The sequence below is a fragment of the Halomicrococcus pelagicus genome, assembly GCF_050954125.1.
Window position 1 is genome coordinate 728,461 of record NZ_JBPBWC010000001.1, and the last position, 16,151, is coordinate 744,611.

General features: G+C 66.4%; 17 protein-coding genes and 1 tRNA gene. 11 read left to right on the plus strand and 7 right to left on the minus strand.

The features are described from left to right. Positions 1–121: 121 nt before the first annotated feature. Positions 122–193 (minus strand) — tRNA-Ala (locus tag ACRYA2_RS04070). 305 nt (positions 194–498) lie between these two features. Between ACRYA2_RS04070 and ACRYA2_RS04075 the strand changes: the two genes are divergently transcribed. The 4 genes from ACRYA2_RS04075 to ACRYA2_RS04090 are packed head-to-tail and all read left to right on the plus strand — an operon-like array spanning position 499 to position 2,994. Next, a complete protein-coding gene (locus tag ACRYA2_RS04075; RefSeq protein ID WP_433624462.1) occupies positions 499–963 on the plus strand; it encodes a 30S ribosomal protein S15 in 465 nt (154 codons plus the stop codon). After that, entirely contained in the window at positions 964–2,121 is a 1,158-nt protein-coding gene (locus ACRYA2_RS04080; protein ID WP_433624464.1) for an exonuclease RecJ, read from the plus strand. Then, positions 2,118–2,366, plus strand: coding sequence for a KEOPS complex subunit Pcc1 (locus ACRYA2_RS04085; protein ID WP_433624466.1), 249 nt, complete (start codon positions 2,118–2,120; stop codon positions 2,364–2,366). The genes ACRYA2_RS04080 and ACRYA2_RS04085 overlap by 4 nt, the downstream gene beginning before the upstream one ends. Beyond that, positions 2,359–2,994, plus strand: coding sequence for a 30S ribosomal protein S3ae (locus ACRYA2_RS04090; RefSeq protein ID WP_113275761.1), 636 nt, complete (start codon positions 2,359–2,361; stop codon positions 2,992–2,994). Before ACRYA2_RS04085 ends, ACRYA2_RS04090 begins: the two co-directional genes overlap by 8 nt. A gap of 50 nt (positions 2,995–3,044) precedes the next feature. Here the strand turns inward: ACRYA2_RS04090 and ACRYA2_RS04095 are convergent, their stop codons facing one another. Together ACRYA2_RS04095 and ACRYA2_RS04100 are read right to left on the minus strand one after the other, a co-directional pair. Continuing rightward, entirely contained in the window at positions 3,045–3,479 is a 435-nt protein-coding gene (locus ACRYA2_RS04095; RefSeq protein WP_433624469.1) for a plastocyanin/azurin family copper-binding protein, read from the minus strand. 64 nt (positions 3,480–3,543) lie between these two features. Next, entirely contained in the window at positions 3,544–5,091 is a 1,548-nt protein-coding gene (locus ACRYA2_RS04100) for a glutamate-cysteine ligase family protein (RefSeq protein ID WP_433624471.1), read from the minus strand. 112 nt (positions 5,092–5,203) lie between these two features. Between ACRYA2_RS04100 and ACRYA2_RS04105 the strand changes: the two genes are divergently transcribed. After that, a complete protein-coding gene (locus ACRYA2_RS04105) occupies positions 5,204–5,482 on the plus strand; it encodes a helix-turn-helix transcriptional regulator (RefSeq protein WP_433624473.1) in 279 nt (92 codons plus the stop codon). 28 nt (positions 5,483–5,510) lie between these two features. Here ACRYA2_RS04105 and ACRYA2_RS04110 read toward each other — a convergent pair whose 3' ends face one another. From ACRYA2_RS04110 to ACRYA2_RS04120, 3 genes are all read right to left on the minus strand, one after another. After that, a complete protein-coding gene (locus ACRYA2_RS04110; protein ID WP_433624475.1) occupies positions 5,511–6,653 on the minus strand; it encodes an acyl-CoA dehydrogenase in 1,143 nt (380 codons plus the stop codon). An 83-nt stretch (positions 6,654–6,736) separates the two neighbouring features. Next, positions 6,737–6,994, minus strand: coding sequence for a hypothetical protein (locus ACRYA2_RS04115; protein ID WP_433624477.1), 258 nt, complete (start codon positions 6,992–6,994; stop codon positions 6,737–6,739). Between the two features lie 76 nt (positions 6,995–7,070). Then, positions 7,071–7,472 (minus strand): YlbF/YmcA family competence regulator, encoded by a 402-nt coding sequence (locus tag ACRYA2_RS04120; RefSeq protein ID WP_433624478.1) that lies wholly within the window; start codon positions 7,470–7,472, stop codon positions 7,071–7,073. 117 nt (positions 7,473–7,589) lie between these two features. Between ACRYA2_RS04120 and ACRYA2_RS04125 the strand changes: the two genes are divergently transcribed. Continuing rightward, complete coding sequence (locus ACRYA2_RS04125) at positions 7,590–7,922, plus strand: BsuPI-related putative proteinase inhibitor (protein WP_433624480.1); 333 nt, start codon at positions 7,590–7,592, stop codon at positions 7,920–7,922. A 6-nt stretch (positions 7,923–7,928) separates the two neighbouring features. On the opposite strand, the gene ACRYA2_RS04130 is transcribed toward ACRYA2_RS04125, so the two are convergent. After that, complete coding sequence (locus ACRYA2_RS04130) at positions 7,929–8,858, minus strand: NAD-dependent epimerase/dehydratase family protein (RefSeq protein WP_433624482.1); 930 nt, start codon at positions 8,856–8,858, stop codon at positions 7,929–7,931. Between the two features lie 166 nt (positions 8,859–9,024). Between ACRYA2_RS04130 and ACRYA2_RS04135 the strand changes: the two genes are divergently transcribed. The 5 genes from ACRYA2_RS04135 to psmA all read left to right on the plus strand — a co-directional run bounded on the left by ACRYA2_RS04135 (position 9,025) and on the right by psmA (position 16,109). Further along, positions 9,025–10,650 carry a Na+/H+ antiporter NhaC family protein gene (locus ACRYA2_RS04135; protein WP_433624484.1) on the plus strand — a complete coding sequence of 542 codons (1,626 nt, stop codon included), beginning with the start codon at positions 9,025–9,027 and terminating at the stop codon, positions 10,648–10,650. A 41-nt stretch (positions 10,651–10,691) separates the two neighbouring features. Continuing rightward, positions 10,692–11,234, plus strand: coding sequence for a tRNA (cytidine(56)-2'-O)-methyltransferase (locus ACRYA2_RS04140; protein ID WP_433624486.1), 543 nt, complete (start codon positions 10,692–10,694; stop codon positions 11,232–11,234). Between the two features lie 209 nt (positions 11,235–11,443). Continuing rightward, a complete protein-coding gene (locus tag ACRYA2_RS04145; protein ID WP_433624488.1) occupies positions 11,444–14,764 on the plus strand; it encodes a PAS domain S-box protein in 3,321 nt (1,106 codons plus the stop codon). A gap of 117 nt (positions 14,765–14,881) precedes the next feature. Next, positions 14,882–15,361 (plus strand): Rpp14/Pop5 family protein, encoded by a 480-nt coding sequence (locus ACRYA2_RS04150; protein WP_113275772.1) that lies wholly within the window; start codon positions 14,882–14,884, stop codon positions 15,359–15,361. 4 nt (positions 15,362–15,365) lie between these two features. After that, complete coding sequence (gene psmA, locus ACRYA2_RS04155) at positions 15,366–16,109, plus strand: archaeal proteasome endopeptidase complex subunit alpha (protein WP_433624491.1); 744 nt, start codon at positions 15,366–15,368, stop codon at positions 16,107–16,109. Positions 16,110–16,151 lie beyond the last annotated feature (42 nt).

The following is a 16,151-nucleotide window of genomic DNA, read 5'->3' on the forward strand; positions in this document are numbered from 1 at the left end:
AGGTGGCGGAGTGGTCATCACGTCCATCGAACCCGGCTAAACTCGGTACTCTCACCAAGAATTGAGGGTGCAGGGACTAACGCTAAAGAATAGACTCCATGCTCATGGAGTTTATTTCAAGTGGACTCGCCGGGATTTGAACCCGGGGCCTCTCCCATGCCAAGGGAGTGATCTACCACTGATCTACGAGCCCTCGTTCGCACTCCTTCTTTCCGGGGCGGTACTGATAAACCTCTCGAAATTCGGCCGCACCGGTCCGGTTTCACGAACCGGGCGTCGACGACGAAGCCCACCGGCCTCGAACGGAATAGCAACCATTTAACTACCTCGACCGATTCCTACCGGACACGGGAACGGCACAGCCGCAAATCTGACTCGTCGCGCGACTCTCATTGCGCGGCTTGGGATTGCGGACGTGCAAGCGAGACCACCGTCTCGCGTTCGGCGCACCCCGCGCCGACTTCACGCAGCGGCTAGTGCAGTTCCTATCCTCGAACGATGGCACGAATGCACACGAGACGCCGTGGGTCGTCCGGTTCGGACCGACCTACGGACGACGAACCACCGGAGTGGAGCGACGTCGACGCGGACGACGTAGAAGAGCGCGTCGTCGAACTCGCGGAGCAGGGCCACAGCCCCAGCCAGATCGGGCTGAAGCTCCGCGACGAAGGCGTGACCGGCACCCCCGTGCCGGACGTGAAAGCGGTCACCGACAAGAAGGTGACCGAAATTCTGGAGGAGAACGAGACGGAACCCGACCTGCCCGAAGACCTCCGGAACCTGCTGAAGCGGGCCGTCCGCCTGCGCGAGCACATGGATGAGCACCCGCTCGACGCCCAGAACAAGCGCGCGCTCCAGAACACCCAGTCGAAGGTTCGTCGCCTGATTAGCTACTACCAGGGCGACGAGATCGACGAGGACTTCACGTACTCCTACGAGAAGGCCAAGGAACTGCTCGAATAGATGTCCACCGCCGGTCGAACCACCCCTGAGGATGACCCCGCCGCGAGCGAGGTAGCCGCGGCGCTGCGCGAGACCGCCTTCGTGCGACTGCTCGCGCGCGCCGACGGCGAGGCGCTGGCGGCGACCGGTCTCCTCGCCCGCGCGTGCTCCGACGCCGGCATCCCGTTCCAGGCGAGCGCGTCGCGGTTCCCCGAGGCGCGGTCCGCGACGAGCGACGACTCGGACGATTCGACGGACGAACTCGTCGTGACCGTCGGCGCGGCGGGCGGCGACGTGGTGCTCGCGGACGTGCCGACCGTCACCGCCCACGACGCGGCGGCGGAACTCGGCGCGTCGCCGGACCCGGTGCTCGCGCTGGCGGGCGTCGTCGCGGCCGGGCGAACCCCCGGCGCCGGAGACGACGCGCACCTGCTCGACGCCGCCGAGGCTCGCCTCGCGCGGCGACCGGGCGTCGCCGTCCCGACGAACGACCTCGCGGACGGCCTGGCGCACTCGACGCTCCTGCACGCCGGCTTCTCCGGCGACAGCGGCGCGGTGCAGGCCGACCTCGCGGAACTCGGTCTCCCCACCGAACTCGACGAGGAGGCCCACCGCCGGGTGGCCTCGCTGGTCGCGCTCGCGGTCGCCGGCTCCGAGTCGGCGACCCCCCGAGCGGCCGAGGCGGTCGAGCGCGCGCTCCGCCCGTACGAACTCGCGGACGCGCCGTTCGCGACGCTCGGCGGGTACGCGGACGTGCTCGACGCGGTCGCACGCGAGCGGCCGGGAACGGCCGTCGCGCTGGCGCTCGGTCACGACGCTCGCACGTCGGCGCTCGACGCGTGGCGCGACCACGCGTCCGCGGCGCACGCGAGCCTGCGCGAAGCGACGACGGGTCGGTACGACGGCCTGTTCGTCGCCCGCACCGACGACGCGCCCGTCGAGACCGCGGCCAGACTGCTCCGGGACTTCCGGTCGCCGGAGCCGACGGCGCTCGTCGTCACGTCCGGGGAAGCGGCAGCGGCGGCCGCGCCGACCGACGACGAACGCGACCTCGGCGCGACGATGCACGAGGCCGCGAGCGCGGTCGGCGGCGACGGCACCGGCACCGCACGGCGGGGGTACGCACGGTTCGACGCGGCGGCGAAGGAGTTCCTGACGGCGTTCCGGGAGGCACTATGAGCGGGAAACGACGCGCGACGCTCCGGACGGAGTTGGCGGACGCCGACGCCGTCGCGGCGGCGCTCGCGCCGGACAACACGCCGGAGATGTCGACCCGGGTGAAGGACGGGACGGTCGTCACGACGATCGAACGCGAGACGACCGGCGGCCTCCAGTCGACCGTCGACGACTACGTCGTGAACCTCTCGGTGGCGACCCAGGTCGTACAGACAGCCGAACGATTCCACGATACCAACCATGAGTGAACGATCAGTCTCCAAGCAAGCGACGGAGAAGCGGTGGTACACCGTGCACGCTCCCGAACAGTTCGACCGGGAGGAGCTCGGTGACACCCCCGCTGACGAACCGAACAAGGTGCTCGGACGCACCATCGAAACGACGCTCGGCGATCTCACCAACGACGCCAGCGAGAACAACACCAAGCTGACCTTCAAGATCGAAGACGTCGGCAGCGACGCGGCGTACACGGAGTTCGTCAAGCACGAACTCACCCGCGACTACCTGCGCAGTCTCGTCCGCCGCGGCGCGTCGAAGGTCGAGGCGTACGTCACGGTGCTGACCACGGACGACTACCGCGTCCAGATTCAGCCCGTGGCGTTCACGACGAAGAAGGCCGACCACAGCCAGGAGAAGGCCATCCGGCGACAGATGATCGACATGGTCCGAGAGGCCGGCGAGGAGCGCACCTTCGACGACCTCATCGACAGCATCGTCGAGGGTCGCCTCTCCAGCGCCATCTACGGCGAGGCCAAGACCATCTACCCGCTGCGCCGCGTCGAGATACAGAAGACGACGCTCGAAGCGCGCCCCGAGGAGGTCGCCGCCGAAGAGGAGACGGCCGTCGACGTGGACGAAGAAGAAGTCGAAGTCTGAACTGCGGCGGACGTCGTTTTTTCGCGGACCGGTGCCGACGAGCGACGGCGTTACTCTTCGACGATTATCTTGCCGGACATCCCGCTGGGCTCGTGTGGGACGCAGAAGTAGGCGTAGGTTCCGGGCACGTCGAAGGTGTGCTCGTAGGTGTTTTTCTGCTGGACGGTGCCGCCGTAGCCGTCCACCCACGCGTCCCGGGCGGCCTGCTCGGAGTCGAACCCGCCGGAGGCGAAGTAGTCGGCCGACTCCGGAATCGCGTTCTCGTAGGCGGTGACGGTGTGGCGGCGCATACCGGTGTTCTTCCAGACAACCGTCTCGCCGACCTGTATCGTCAGCTCGCGGGGTTTGAAGAAACTCGACCCCATGCCGACGTCGAAGTTACCGTCCTCGGGACTCGGAGACCCCGCGCTCAGTATTCCGGCACAGCCCGACAGACTCGCGGCTCCCGCGGCCGCCGCCCCGGCCAGGAACGCTCGGCGGTTCATACCCGAGTGTCGGTGTGCCGGGCGTATATGTCTCTCGAAACGGGGGAGTCGCGAGGCGACGCGCTCACATCTCGGTCGTCCCGCGGCCGACCCAGTCCGCGAAGCTCCCCTCCAGTAGCGTCTCAGACTGGTGGTCGATGTAGCTGCGCTGCATGTCGGAGATGGCGTCCGCGAAGCTCTCGCCGTCCTCGACACGTCGTTTCACCTCGCGGTGCTTCCAGCCCGCGGGCGTGACGGCGTGGCGGGCGCGCTGGCGGAGCGGCCAGAGGTACTTCGCCGCCTCCTCTTCGGAGAGCCCCCGCGACGTGAGTCCGTCTTTCGCGTGGGCGAAGAGGTCTGTGAATATCTCCTCGGAGTCGGTCGTCTCCGCGCCGTTGTTGGCGATCCAGTAGAGGTCGGCGTCCAGTCCCTCCCGCATCGCCTCGTAGAAGTTGTCCCGGGCGATGACCCAGTCGAGGTGGCGCACGGGGTGTTCGCGTCGGAACGTGCTCTCCAGCAGACCGGCGAACGCCGCCTGGAACGCGATGGCGTCCCGGACCGTCGGCTGGGCGGCGATGGGCCGGAACTCGATGCGGGCGTTGGCGGACGAGCGCGTCGCCCCGCCGAACACCGGCCGCACCCAGCGCCAGTACGTGCCGTGTTTCAGTCGGAAGTGGGCGAACTCGTCGTCGAAGCGGTCGGCGGGCGACACCGGCATCGGCACGATGGTCTCGTCGGCGGCGATGCCGTCGACGGCGTCTTCGACGGTGTCGAACTCGTCGGGGAACCGGACCTTCGCGGGCGTGTCGCCGGGTGCGTTCAGCACCGACTCGAAGACGGAGATGCGGTTCGACATCCACGCGTCGGCGAGAATCTCCTCGGGAGGCGCGTCGTCGTAGAGGTCCGGCGGAAAGAACGGCGAGTTCACGCCGAGCGCCAGCAGCGGGGCCGCGATGCGGATGGCGTACCGGAAGTACGTCGGCAGGTCGTGGGCGTGGGGAACCTGGTAGTGGGGCTGGATGGAGGTGATGAGGCTCTCCGGCATGACGGTGTCCGCCGACAGAGAGACGTGCGGTGCGTCGAGTTGCATCCCCGCCGGCGCGGTGCTGTCCTCGCCCGCGGTGTTGGCCATCGCGTGGTAGCGCACTGAGTCGCTCATGTTCGAGGCGATGCGAACGCCGCCGTCGTCGACGCTGTCGGTGAGGTAGCTGCGGGCGGTCTCGCCCTCCGGCGGGATGGTCCACATGCCGTCGCTGACCAGCATCATCCCCTCGGCGTTGGTCCGGTTCTCCGCGGCGGCGAGGCGCGCTTTCACCTCGGCCTCCTGTGCGGCCAGCCCGTAGCTGTTCAGCGGCTGCGGGCTCGTCGACATCTCGGCGTTGTGCAGGCCGAGTTCCTTCTCGAACCCGATGAGTTCGAGCAGTCGTCGGGGGACCCGAGAGAGCGCTCGCGTCTCCGCGTCGACCGCGTAGAACTCGTACTCGAATCCGACGATGGCCTGCGGGTTGTCGAAGACGCCGTCCGCGAGTCCGCGCTTGATGACCTCGGCCTCCTCCTCGACTCGACGCTGGAATCCGTCTGCGTCGACGTCCAGCACCGTCTCTACGCTCGAAGCGAGGTCATCGTCGGTCATACCCGGCCAATCGTAGTCCAGCCGTTTCAATCTACGGACTCAGGGACGGCTATCCGCGGCTCCGTCGGGCGAAACCAGAACTGACGTGGCGGACGAGTCCCTTCGCCCGTCCATGACGCGGTACCACCAGAGCGGCACGCGCCGTGACGCCTGCGCTCTGCTGTACGAGGCCGGCGAGCTCCCCGGACAGAAACTGAAGACGAAGATAGAGTCCCACTACGACGCCCGATTCGACCCAGAGCGGTTCTACGCGCTGCTGGAGAAGCTAGAGCGGAGCGGTCACGTCGAGCGGCGCAAGGCCGAACTGAAGGACCTGTACTCGCTGACCGACGCTGGCGAGCGTGCGCTGCTGGACCACTACGACTGGCTCGGCGAACGAATCGAGGGGTGAACGCCACCGGACGGGTCGGGGCGTCGTCTCAGTCCAGCAGTTCGTTGGCGATGGTGTTGCGGAGGACCTCGCTCGTGCCCTCGTAGATCTCGTTGAGCTTCGCGTCGCGGTAGTACCGCTCCACGTCGAAGTCCGTCGTGTACCCGTAGCCGCCGTGTATCTGGATGCCCTCGTTGGCGACCTCGCGGCTGATCTCGGACGCGAACAGCTTCGCCTGGGCGGCCTGCTTGATGTAATCCTCGCCGCGCATCTTCCGGTCGGCGGCGCGGTGCATCAGCATCTTCGCGGCCTGTATCTTCGTGTCCATGTCGGCCAGCTTGTGCTGGATGGTCTGGAACTCGCTGATGGGCTGGTCGAACTGCTCGCGGTCCTGGGCGTACGTCAGGGAGTCTTCGAGCGCCGCCCGGGCGAGACCGATGGAGCGCGCGGCGATGGTGATGCGTCCGCCGTTGAGCGTCTTCAACGCGTGGACGAACCCGCGGCCCTCCTCGCCGAGCAGTCGGTCCTCCGGAATGCGCATGTCCGAGAACCGAAGTTCAGCGGTCGGACAGCCCTTGTCCCCCAGCTTGTGTTCGGTCCCCTCGACGTGGAAGCCGTCGTCCTCCTCGGGTCGGACGACGAACGAGGAGATGCCGCGGTTGCCCGCGTCGGGGTCGGTCTTGGCGAAGACGGTGACGGTGTCGGCGACCGACCCGTTCGAGATCCAGAGCTTCCCGCCGTTCAGGACGTACTCGTCGCCATCCTTCTCCGCGGTGGTCTCCATCGCCGGCACGTCGCTACCGGCACCGGGTTCCGAGAGCGCGAACGCTCCCACGTCCTCGCCCCGGTTCAGCGGCGTGAGGTACTCCCGTTTCTGGTCCTCGTCGCCGAACGCGTACAGCATGTTGCCCGCGAGGCTGGTGTGGGCGGCGACGATGGTTCCGAGGCCGCCGCTCCCACGCGAAATCTCTTCGAGGCCGATAGCGTAGGAGTGGTAGTCCAGTCCGGCACCGCCGTACTCCTCGGGGAACGGCATGCCCATCAGTCCGAGGTCCGCCATCTGGTCGACGAGGTCCGCGGGGAACTCGTCGCTCTCGTCGATCTCCGCGGCGCGGGGTTTGATCTCCTCGTCGGCGAACTCCGCGACCATGTTCCGAATCTGTTTCTGCTCTGCGGAGAGGCTGAAATCCATGCAGGAAATTTCGGGTAGTCAATCCTTTACTTTTCCCATCGCGGTCGCTCCGCCTCCGGACTCGGTCGTCAGCCCGGCCTCGCTCAGAGCAGCTTCTTCCGGACGTCGTTGAGCGTGAGCGCGCCCTGGACGGCGTACGACAGCCCCTTGTGCCTGGGCGCGACGGACGCCGCACCGAGCAGTATCAGCGCGCGCGTCGGGTTGCCCTTCTTGAGCGCGTAGGCGGCCTGGACGACCAGCGAGACGACGTTGAGCCGGTCGAACGACTTTATGCGGACCGGAGAGGTCGACAGTAGCATCCTCGCGCCGGCTTTCGCCACGCCGAGTAGTGTTCGGAGCATCAACAGGTAAAGGGTGCTCTCGCAGGTAAGGATTCGGCTTGAGTGCGAAAGCCCGACCGAGAAGATGAGTCGGCGGTTACTCGTCTTCGCAGCAGCCGCCGGCCTGCTGACCGAAGTCGACCGCCAGCGGTGCCGAGATGGCCTCGTTCAGCTGCTCCAGCCGCGTCTCGAGTTCCTCCTGGGCGTCGAGGTACTCCTCCATGACGGGCAGGGCGTGGAGATGCTCCTGGGCCTCCTGAACTCGCTGGACGTCCTCCTGGGTTGCCTCGCCCGTCTGGCGAGCGAGCATGAACTCCTGGCGGAGCTGTTCGAACTCCTTGATGCGCTCTTGGGCCTCCTCGTCGGCCTCGACGGCCTCCTTGGTCTCCTCGAACCGCCGGTACTCGGGCGTCCGGGTGATGGCTTCGCCGAGTTCGGTCGCCATCTCCTCGACCGACTGCGATTCGTCGCCAGCCTCCGTCTGTGCGTCGATGCTCATGGATGGGGTTTCGGACCGGACGGGTTTCAACCTGCCGGACCACCTCGGGGTTGCCCGTTCCGCGTCGCGGGTCGCCCGGTCCCAAATTTTTCGTCGCGGCACGGCGAAGCTATCTCTATGACGCTAGAAACCGACGTCACCGCGACGCCGAGGGGCGATGCGGTCGCGTTCGAACTCACCGTCCGAAACGCCGGCGACGACCCCGTCGAGTTGACGTTCCGGAGCGGTCTCACGGCCGACTTCGCGGTGCTGGACGACGACGAGGAGCGGTGGCGGGCCAGCGAGGGCCGGATGTTCACGCAGGCGCTCCAGTCCGAGACCGTCGAGTCGGGCGGGGAACGTACCTATCGCGGCGAGTGGTCGGAGCCGGAGCCGGGCGAGTACACCGTGGTCGCGACGCTGAACACGGTCGACGACCGGGGTGAGGCGAGAACCGACTTCTCGGTGTGAGCGGTCTCAGCGCAGTTCGTCGTACAGTTGCCGTGTCGCCTTCCGAACGGCCTCGTCGCTGCTCGTCGGTGGCTCCCAGCCGAGCGCGGCGAGCTTCTCGATGGAGAGGCGCATCTTCGGCACGTCGCCCGTCCAGCCGCGGTCGCCGCCGGTGTACTCGTACTCGGGGTCGACGCCCATCTCCTCGCTCACGATGTCGGCGATGGCGGTGACCGACGTGGTCGTGCGCGTGCCGAGGTTGTACGTGTTGACGTCGTCCTCGGCGCGTTCGACGACGTGACACATCGCGTCGACGCAGTCCTCGACGTGCATGTAGGACTTCTCCTGGCGGCCGTCGCCGAGGATGGTCAGCGACTCGGGGTCGGCGAGCAGCTTCTCGATGAAGTCCGGGACGACGTTGCCGCGCTGGTGCGGTCCCACGATGTTGGCGAACCGGTACATCCACACCGTGAAGTCGTGCGAGTGGGCGTACGTCGAGACGATGCCCTCGTCGGCGAGCTTGCTGGCTCCGTAGATGCTGATGGGTTCGAGTGGCGCGTAGTCCTCCGGCGTCGGGCGCGGTGCCTCGCCGTACACCGTCGAGGAGGAGGTGAAGCCGAGGTTCGTGACGCCGACCTCGTCCATGCGTTCGACGACGTTGTACGTCATCGCGCCGTTCTCCTCGAACAGCTGACGGGGGTTCTCGTAGTTCGTGTCGGTGTAGGCAGCGAAGTGGAAGACCGCGTCGAGGTCCTCGGTGACGACCTCGGCGACGTCGTCGGGGTCGGTCATGTCGGCCTGCACGAACTCGACGCCGTCGGGCACCCGCTCGCGGTCGCCCTTCGAGAGGTCGTCGGCGACGACGACGTGGTTGTCCGCGGCGAGTCGCTTCGCGAGGTGGGAACCGACGAGGCCCGCACCGCCGGTTACGAGCACTCGCTTTTCGGAGAGCTCCATGCGTCGTAGTTGCGAGCAGCGGCGGCATGTGCGTTCCGGTCCTCGTTCGCGCTCCACGTCGTTGTACAGTCGTGGGAAATTATTTCGGATCGCTATAAATTATGGAACTTATATTCCATCTTAGTGGCCAATAATGTTTATGGCGTACCGTTGCCGGTGTCAGAGTATGGCGAGCGAAACATACGGAATAATTAGTCTGTTCCCGGCGCTGTTGGCCATCATCCTGACGCTCGTTTCGCGGCAGGCGCTCCTGTCGCTGTTCGCCGGTATCTGGATCGGCGCGACGATACTGGTCGGCTGGAATCCGGTCGCTGGCGCGGCCCGGAGCCTGGAGTTCGTCGTGACGAACGTCACCGCAACGTTCAACGTGAAACTGTTGCTGTTCACGTTCCTCATCGGCGCGATGCTGGGGATGATATTCCTCTCCGGCGGGATGAAGTCGGTGGCGGACGGCATCGTGAAACGCGTGAAGACGAGCCGGCAGGCCCAGCTGGGGACCTCCGTCCTCGGCATGCTGATATTCTTCGACTCCTACGCCAGCACGATGATATCCGGGTCGGTGATGCGTCCGGTCACCGACCGCTTCGACGTGAGCCGCGAGAAGCTGGCGTACATCCTCGACTCGACGACCGCACCGACCGCGAGCATCGCCGTGGTGTCGACGTGGCTCGGGTTCGAGGTTGGCCTCATCCAGCAGCAGTTCAATGCACTCGGCGTCCAGCGGAACGCCTTCCTCGTGTTCATCGAGTCCATCCCGTTCCGGTTCTACAGTCTGTTCGCGCTCGTGCTGGTGTTCACCGTCGTGCTCTCCGACTGGAACTTCGGCCCTATGGAGAAGGCCGAGCGCCGCGCACGGAATGAGGGGAAGGTGCTGCGCGACGACGCCAATCCCCTGATGGAGACGCAGGCGGGCGACATCGAGACGCCGGACCACGTCGACCCGCGCTGGTGGTACTTCGCCTCGCCCATCGTGGTGCTCGTCGCGGTCACGCTCTTCGGCCTCTGGTTCACCGGCGGCGGCGTCGCGAAGACGACTCAAGCGCTGGCCGGTGCCGAAGGGATATTCGACTCCATCTCCGCCCTGTTCGGCTCCTACGCCGACGCGCTGAAGGAAGCCAACACTGCGAACGCCATCCTCTGGGCGTCGTTCGCCGGCTGTGCGACCATCCTCACCATCCTCGTCGCCCACGCCCGCATCGAACTCGACGACGTGAGCGACTCCATCTTCGAGGGGTTCAAGATGGTCATGTTCCCCATCGCCATCCTCTCGCTGGCCTGGAGCATCGGTTCCGTCAGCGAGGCGCTCGGCGTCGGTCCGTACGTCGTCAGCGTCTCGAAGGGTATCATCACCGCGGAGCTGCTGCCCGCCGTCGTCTTCCTCAGCGCGGCCGTCATCAGCTTCTGCATCGGGACCTCCTGGGGGACGATGGGCATCCTGTTCCCGGTCGCGGTCCCGCTCGCGCACACCATCGGAACGCCGCTCGCGATGGCCATCGGTGCCATCCTGACGGGGTCGCTGTTCGGCGACCACTGCTCGCCCATCAGCGACACGACGGTGCTGTCGAGCATGTTCGCGGCGAGCGACCACGTCGACCACGTCAACACCCAGATTCCCTACGCGGTACTGGCTGCGGGGGTGGCGACGCTGGCGTTCCTCGTCAGCGGCTACACGGGCGTGTCCGTCGGCGTGGTCCTCACCGTCGGCGTCGGCCTGCTGGTCGGGGCGACCTACGTCCTCTCCGAACACGTCGGCGCGACCGAGCAGATGAACGTGGCCGAGGCCTTCGAGTAGGATTCGAAACCCCCTAACCCGCCCGTCGCCCACCTCGACGTATGCAAGACGAACCGGAGGTCGCCGTCGTCCGACTGGGCCACCGCCCGGGACGCGACGATCGGATGACGACCCACGTCGGACTGACGGCGCGGGCGCTCGGGGCCGACCGCGTCGTCCTCCCGGACAACGCGGCGAAGTCGCGGGACACCATCGAGGACATCACGGAGCGGTTCGGCGGTCCCTTCTCGGTCGAACTCTCGGGCAGCCAGAAGGCGCTCGTTCGCGACTGGGACGGAACGGTCGTCCACCTGACGATGTACGGCGAGCGCGTCCAGGACGTCCAGGACGAGATACGGGCGGCCCACGGGGACGAACCGCTGCTCGCGGTGGTCGGCGCGGAGAAGGTCCCGTTCGACGTGTACGAGGCCGCGGACTACAACGTCGGCGTGACGAACCAGCCCCACTCCGAGGTCGCGGGGCTGGCGGTGTTCCTCGACCGACTGTTCGAGGGCCGGGAACTCGACCGGGAGTGGGTCGACGCGCGCCAGCGCGTCGTCCCCGAGGAGACCGGAAAGACGGTTCGTCCGGCCGACGAGGAGTGACCCCGCGAGCGGTCGCTCCCGATGGAGGGCCCCGCAGGTAGACCGTATCGGAGCCCCGAGGCGAAGACGGGTTGCGCCGGTCGCGACGAACACGGACCCTGACCGCGGCGATTGCGAACGCTTCTTCACCTGCGCGAGCTTCGGGGACCGGGCAGGGGATTTCCTTGGAAGGAAAAGGTTATTTTCCCTCCAAACGTTCCCGAATATCAATGAACTCGGAACGCGTCACGCTCGCTGACACGCTCGCAGTCTTCGAACGAGCGGGGGACGCAAACGAACCCAGGACGGCGAGCGAAATCGCGGACGAACTGGAGTGTACCCGACGGACCGCCTACAACAAACTCGACGAACTCGACGAACGTGGCGACGTCCGAAGCAAGAAGGTGGGGGCTCGAAGCCGCGTGTGGTGGGTCGAGTCCGATTCGTCCGACTGGGAACTTCGGCGCGAGCGCGACCTCATCGAGCGGATTCTCGACACCAGTCCCGTCGGCATCGCCGTCCTCACCCCCGATGGAACGATTACCCACGCGAACGAACGGGCGGAAACGCTCCTCGATATCACCTACGACGAGGAGACGGACACGTACGCGAACGCGATGGATCGTCCGGTCTACGACGCCGATGGAGACCTGCTTCCCCCCGAACGGCGTCCATTCGCCCGCACCGCCGAGACGGGCCAGCCGGTGTACGACGAAGAGGTACAGGTCGAAACGTCCGCTGGGGACCGCCGCTGGCTCTCGGTCAACGTAACGCCGATGTTCGACGAGGACGGCGCTGTCGACCGGATAATCGCTGCCGGCAAGGACGTCACGAGCCTCAAGACGCAGGCCCGCCAGCTCGAACGCCAGCGCGACGAACTCGAGGCGGAACTCGCGGAGGTGTTAGAGCGAATCGACGACGGCTTCTTCGCTCTCGACAGCGAGTTCCGGTTCACCTACGTGAACGACCGTGCGGAAGAGCTCCTGGACTTCCCGAAGTCGGAAGCGCTCGGCCGCGACATCAGGGAGGTCATCCCCGTCACCGAAACCGCCGAGGCGGCCTTCACCGAGGCTCTCGAGACGCAGGACCCGGTCACCTTCGAGGACTACTACGACCCGCTCGACGCGTGGTTCGAAAACCAGGTGTCGCCCTCTGAAACCGGCATCTCCCTCTACTATCGGGACATCTCCGACCAGAAACGCCGCGAACGGCAACTCGAGCGCTACGAGACCATCGTCGAGACGGTCCAAGACGGCATCTACGTCCTGAACGACGACATGGAGTTCTCGATGGTCAACACCGCTCTGACCGAAATGACCGGCTACGACCGCGAGGAACTCCTCGACACGCCGGCCAGGGAAATTACCGACGACGTGTGGGAGACGGTCGAGAAACGGGAGGCCGAGATACGGGCCGGAGACCGCTCTTCGGCGACCGTCGAGGTCGACGTCGAGACCAGGGATGGCGACACCTTCCCGGCGGAGGCGACGTGGGTCCCTCGCTCGACCGACGACGGCTACGAGCGAGTCGGCGTGGTCCGGGACGTCACCGAACGCAAGGAACGCGAACGGAAGCTTCAGAACCGCGTCGAGCAACAGCGAGTGCTTTCCGAGTTCTCCCGGTACGCGATCGAAGACCGGTCGCTCGACGACCTGTTCGACGAGGCGGTCGAACTCGTCGCCGACACGCTCGACCACGACTACTGCAAGGTGCTGGAACTGTTCCCCGAGGACGGCGAACTCCTGCTTCGAAACGGCGTCGGGTGGCGCGACGGCATCGTGGGGTCGGCGACGGTCGTCGACGACGACGCCTCGCAGGCGGGCTACACTCTCGTGTCCGAGGGGCCGGTGGTGGTCGAGGACCTCGAAACCGAGGACCGCTTTTCGGGCCCGGACCTGCTCACCTCCCACGACGTGAAAGGCGGTATCAGGACGATAATCGGTACGCCGGACGACCCGTGGGGCATCCTCGGTACGCACGACACGGACGAACGGGCGTACACCGACCACGACGTGCAGTTCGTCCAGCGCACCGCCCACATCCTCTACACGGCCATACGGCGACGCGAGCGCGAACAACAGCTCGAACGCTACGAGACCATCGTCGAAACGGTCGAAGACGGCGTGTACGCGCTCGACTCCGACGAGCGATTCGTGATGGCCAACGAGGCGTTCCTCGACATGACCGGCTACGAGCGCGAGGAACTGCTGGGCCGACACGCCTCGCTCGTCCACACTGACGAGATAAACGAGCGGGCCGCCGCGATGAGCGATGCGGTCACCGACGAACTGGGAAGCGCCACGCTGGAGGTCGACCTCCGGTCCAAAGACGGCGGAACGATTCCGGTCGAGAGCCGATTCGGCCCGTACCGGTACGGCAACGAGGAGTTCGCACGGACCGGCGTCGTCCGGGACATCACCGAGCGCAGGCAACTCGAGGAGACGCTCACCGCGCTCTACGTCTCAGCGCGCGAGCTGCTCGGTGCCAAGACGAAAGACGAGGTCGGCGAGATCGCCGTCGAGACCGTCACCGACATCCTCGACCTCTCGGGCGTCGTCACGTACCTGTACGACGAAGAAGCAGGTCGGCTGTATCCGGCGGCGCAGTCCAGCGAGTCCGGGTTCATGCGCGAGGAACTCCCGGCGGTTCCGCCAGACGATTCGAGCATCACCGGTCGCGTCTACGCGACGGGCGAATCACGGCGGTTCGACGACGTTACCGACTCGTCGTACCTGCAGGCCAACGCCACGGGGATGCGTGCCGGCGTCTTCGCCTCGATGGGCGACCACGGGGTCATCGTCGTCGGCTCACGAGCGGTCGGCGGGTTCGACGAACGGACACAGCGGCTCGTCGACCTGCTGGCGGCGAACGCCGAGGCAGCGTTCGACCGCGTCGAACGCGAGCACGAACTCGAATCGCAGAACGAACGCCTCGACGGGTTCGCGAGCATGCTCGCCCACGAACTCCGGAACCCCGTCACCATCGGCCAGATGTACTGCCACGAGCTTCCGCCGGAGGTGGATTCCGAGACGGTCGACTACATCGCGGAAGCGTTCGACCGCATCGAGAACATGATCGACGTCATGCTCGTGTTGACGCAGGGCCGCGAAGCGGTGGACGACCAGAGCCGCGTGCGACTCGCGGAGATGGCACGGGACGCGTGGGATGACGTCGACACGACCGACGCGACGCTAGACGTGTCGGTGGACGACGTGATACGGGCGGACGAGACGTACATCCGACACCTGTTCAGTAATCTCTTCGAGAACGCGGTCGAACACGGTGGGCCGGACGTCACGGTCACGGTCGGCGAGATGCCGACCGGGTTCTACGTGGCGGACACCGGGAGCGGGATTCCACCGGGGGAGCGAGACGCCGTGTTCGAGGCCGGATACACGACGGCCGCGAAGTACGGGGGGACCGGACTGGGGCTGGCGTTCGTCCGGGAATTGGCCGAGGTGTACGGGTGGGAGTGCACGGTGACCGAGAGCGACGCTGGCGGGGCGCGGTTCGAGTTCACGAACGTCGACCGGGACTCGGAGCGAAGCTGACCGATTCACGCTGCGTCGTTAGCACGCCACTCGCGTCGACGACCGGGAATCGAGACGGACCGACAGGTTCGGGAGCGCACCATTCAAGCCCGCGCCGCGCCAACTGCCGACCGGACGATGAAACACCTCCCGAAACATCTGCGGCCGCGCTGGCGCTACCTCGCGGTCGGCATCGAAGCGTGGCCCGACGCCGACCTGGACCGGCGGTCGTTCCAGCGGAGCGTCTGGTTCGCGGCCCAGAACCTGCTGGGCGACGCCGGCAGCGCCGATGCGGACCTGAGCCTCCTCTCCTTCGAGTTCGGGGACGGCGAAGGGGAAGCGCTGGTCCGCGCCCGTCGCGGTCACGCCGAGCGCGCCCGTGCGGCGCTGGCCTGCATCGACGAGGTGAACGGCGACCCCGTAGGGGTGTTCGTACGGGGCATAAGCGGTACGGTACGGGGTTGTGAAGAAAAGTATTTAGGTCGTCGCAGGGAACTTTCGGGGGAGAGAAGCGTCGTGTTTGCGGACGCTGAACGGGCCGCCGTCGAACGGGACGGTCTAATCGACGTACGGCTCGACGGAGCGTTCGCGGGCGCGACGGAACTCGATTTCGAGTGATACTATGCAGGGACAAGCCCAACAGCAAGCGTACGACCGAGGGATTACGATCTTCTCGCCGGACGGCCGACTCTACCAGGTCGAGTACGCCCGCGAGGCGGTCAAGCGAGGTACGCCGTGTATCGGCGTCCGAACGAACGACGGCGTCGTCCTCACGGTGGACAAGTACATCCGTTCACAGCTGATGGAACGCGAGAGCATCGAGAAGCTCCACAAGGTCGACGACCACATTGGCATCGCCAGCGCGGGGCACGTCGCCGACGCTCGTCAGCTCATCGACTTCGCGCGCCAGCAGGCCCAGGTCAACCGCCTGCGCTACGGTGAACCCGTCGGCGTCGAGACGCTGACCAAGCAGGTCACCGACCACATGCAGCAGTACACGCAGGTCGGTGGCGCACGACCGTTCGGTGCGGCGCTGCTCATCGGCGGCATCGACGACGGCGAACCCCGCCTCTACGAGACGGACCCGAGCGGCACGCCGAACGAGTGGAAGGCGAACGCCATTGGTGCCGACCGCAGCGACATCCAGGACTACCTCGAGGAGAACTACACCGACGACCTGGACCTCGACGGCGGCATCACGCTCTCGCTCGAAGCGCTCGCCCAGAGCAAGGACGAGGAACTCGACCCCGAGGGCTTCTCCGTCGCGACCATCGACGTCGAGACGGAGCGCTACGAGCGCATCGAGACGGACGAACTCGAAACGTACGTGCAGGAACTCGACTCGTTCGACGAAGACGAAGAGTAGGGCGTCCCTCTTTTCGCCTGCGTTTCCCTTCGCCGCCGAGCG

Excerpts from the sequence above, each read along its gene's own strand:
- ACRYA2_RS04115 (WP_433624477.1), bottom strand. The coding sequence starts at position 6,994 with ATGCTCCGAACACTACTCGGCGTGGCGAAAGCCGGCGCGAGGATGCTA.
- ACRYA2_RS04135 (WP_433624484.1), top strand. The coding sequence starts at position 9,025 with ATGGCGAGCGAAACATACGGAATAATTAGTCTGTTCCCGGCGCTGTTG.
- ACRYA2_RS04150 (WP_113275772.1), top strand. The coding sequence starts at position 14,882 with ATGAAACACCTCCCGAAACATCTGCGGCCGCGCTGGCGCTACCTCGCG.
- ACRYA2_RS04095 (WP_433624469.1), bottom strand. The coding sequence starts at position 3,479 with ATGAACCGCCGAGCGTTCCTGGCCGGGGCGGCGGCCGCGGGAGCCGCG.
- ACRYA2_RS04145 (WP_433624488.1), top strand. The coding sequence starts at position 11,444 with ATGAACTCGGAACGCGTCACGCTCGCTGACACGCTCGCAGTCTTCGAA.
- ACRYA2_RS04125 (WP_433624480.1), top strand. The coding sequence starts at position 7,590 with ATGACGCTAGAAACCGACGTCACCGCGACGCCGAGGGGCGATGCGGTC.
- ACRYA2_RS04130 (WP_433624482.1), bottom strand. The coding sequence starts at position 8,858 with ATGGAGCTCTCCGAAAAGCGAGTGCTCGTAACCGGCGGTGCGGGCCTC.
- ACRYA2_RS04075 (WP_433624462.1), top strand. The coding sequence starts at position 499 with ATGGCACGAATGCACACGAGACGCCGTGGGTCGTCCGGTTCGGACCGA.
- ACRYA2_RS04100 (WP_433624471.1), bottom strand. The coding sequence starts at position 5,091 with ATGACCGACGATGACCTCGCTTCGAGCGTAGAGACGGTGCTGGACGTC.
- ACRYA2_RS04110 (WP_433624475.1), bottom strand. The coding sequence starts at position 6,653 with ATGGATTTCAGCCTCTCCGCAGAGCAGAAACAGATTCGGAACATGGTC.
- ACRYA2_RS04090 (WP_113275761.1), top strand. The coding sequence starts at position 2,359 with ATGAGTGAACGATCAGTCTCCAAGCAAGCGACGGAGAAGCGGTGGTAC.
- psmA (WP_433624491.1), top strand. The coding sequence starts at position 15,366 with ATGCAGGGACAAGCCCAACAGCAAGCGTACGACCGAGGGATTACGATC.
- ACRYA2_RS04085 (WP_433624466.1), top strand. The coding sequence starts at position 2,118 with ATGAGCGGGAAACGACGCGCGACGCTCCGGACGGAGTTGGCGGACGCC.
- ACRYA2_RS04140 (WP_433624486.1), top strand. The coding sequence starts at position 10,692 with ATGCAAGACGAACCGGAGGTCGCCGTCGTCCGACTGGGCCACCGCCCG.
- ACRYA2_RS04080 (WP_433624464.1), top strand. The coding sequence starts at position 964 with ATGTCCACCGCCGGTCGAACCACCCCTGAGGATGACCCCGCCGCGAGC.
- ACRYA2_RS04120 (WP_433624478.1), bottom strand. The coding sequence starts at position 7,472 with ATGAGCATCGACGCACAGACGGAGGCTGGCGACGAATCGCAGTCGGTC.
- ACRYA2_RS04105 (WP_433624473.1), top strand. The coding sequence starts at position 5,204 with ATGACGCGGTACCACCAGAGCGGCACGCGCCGTGACGCCTGCGCTCTG.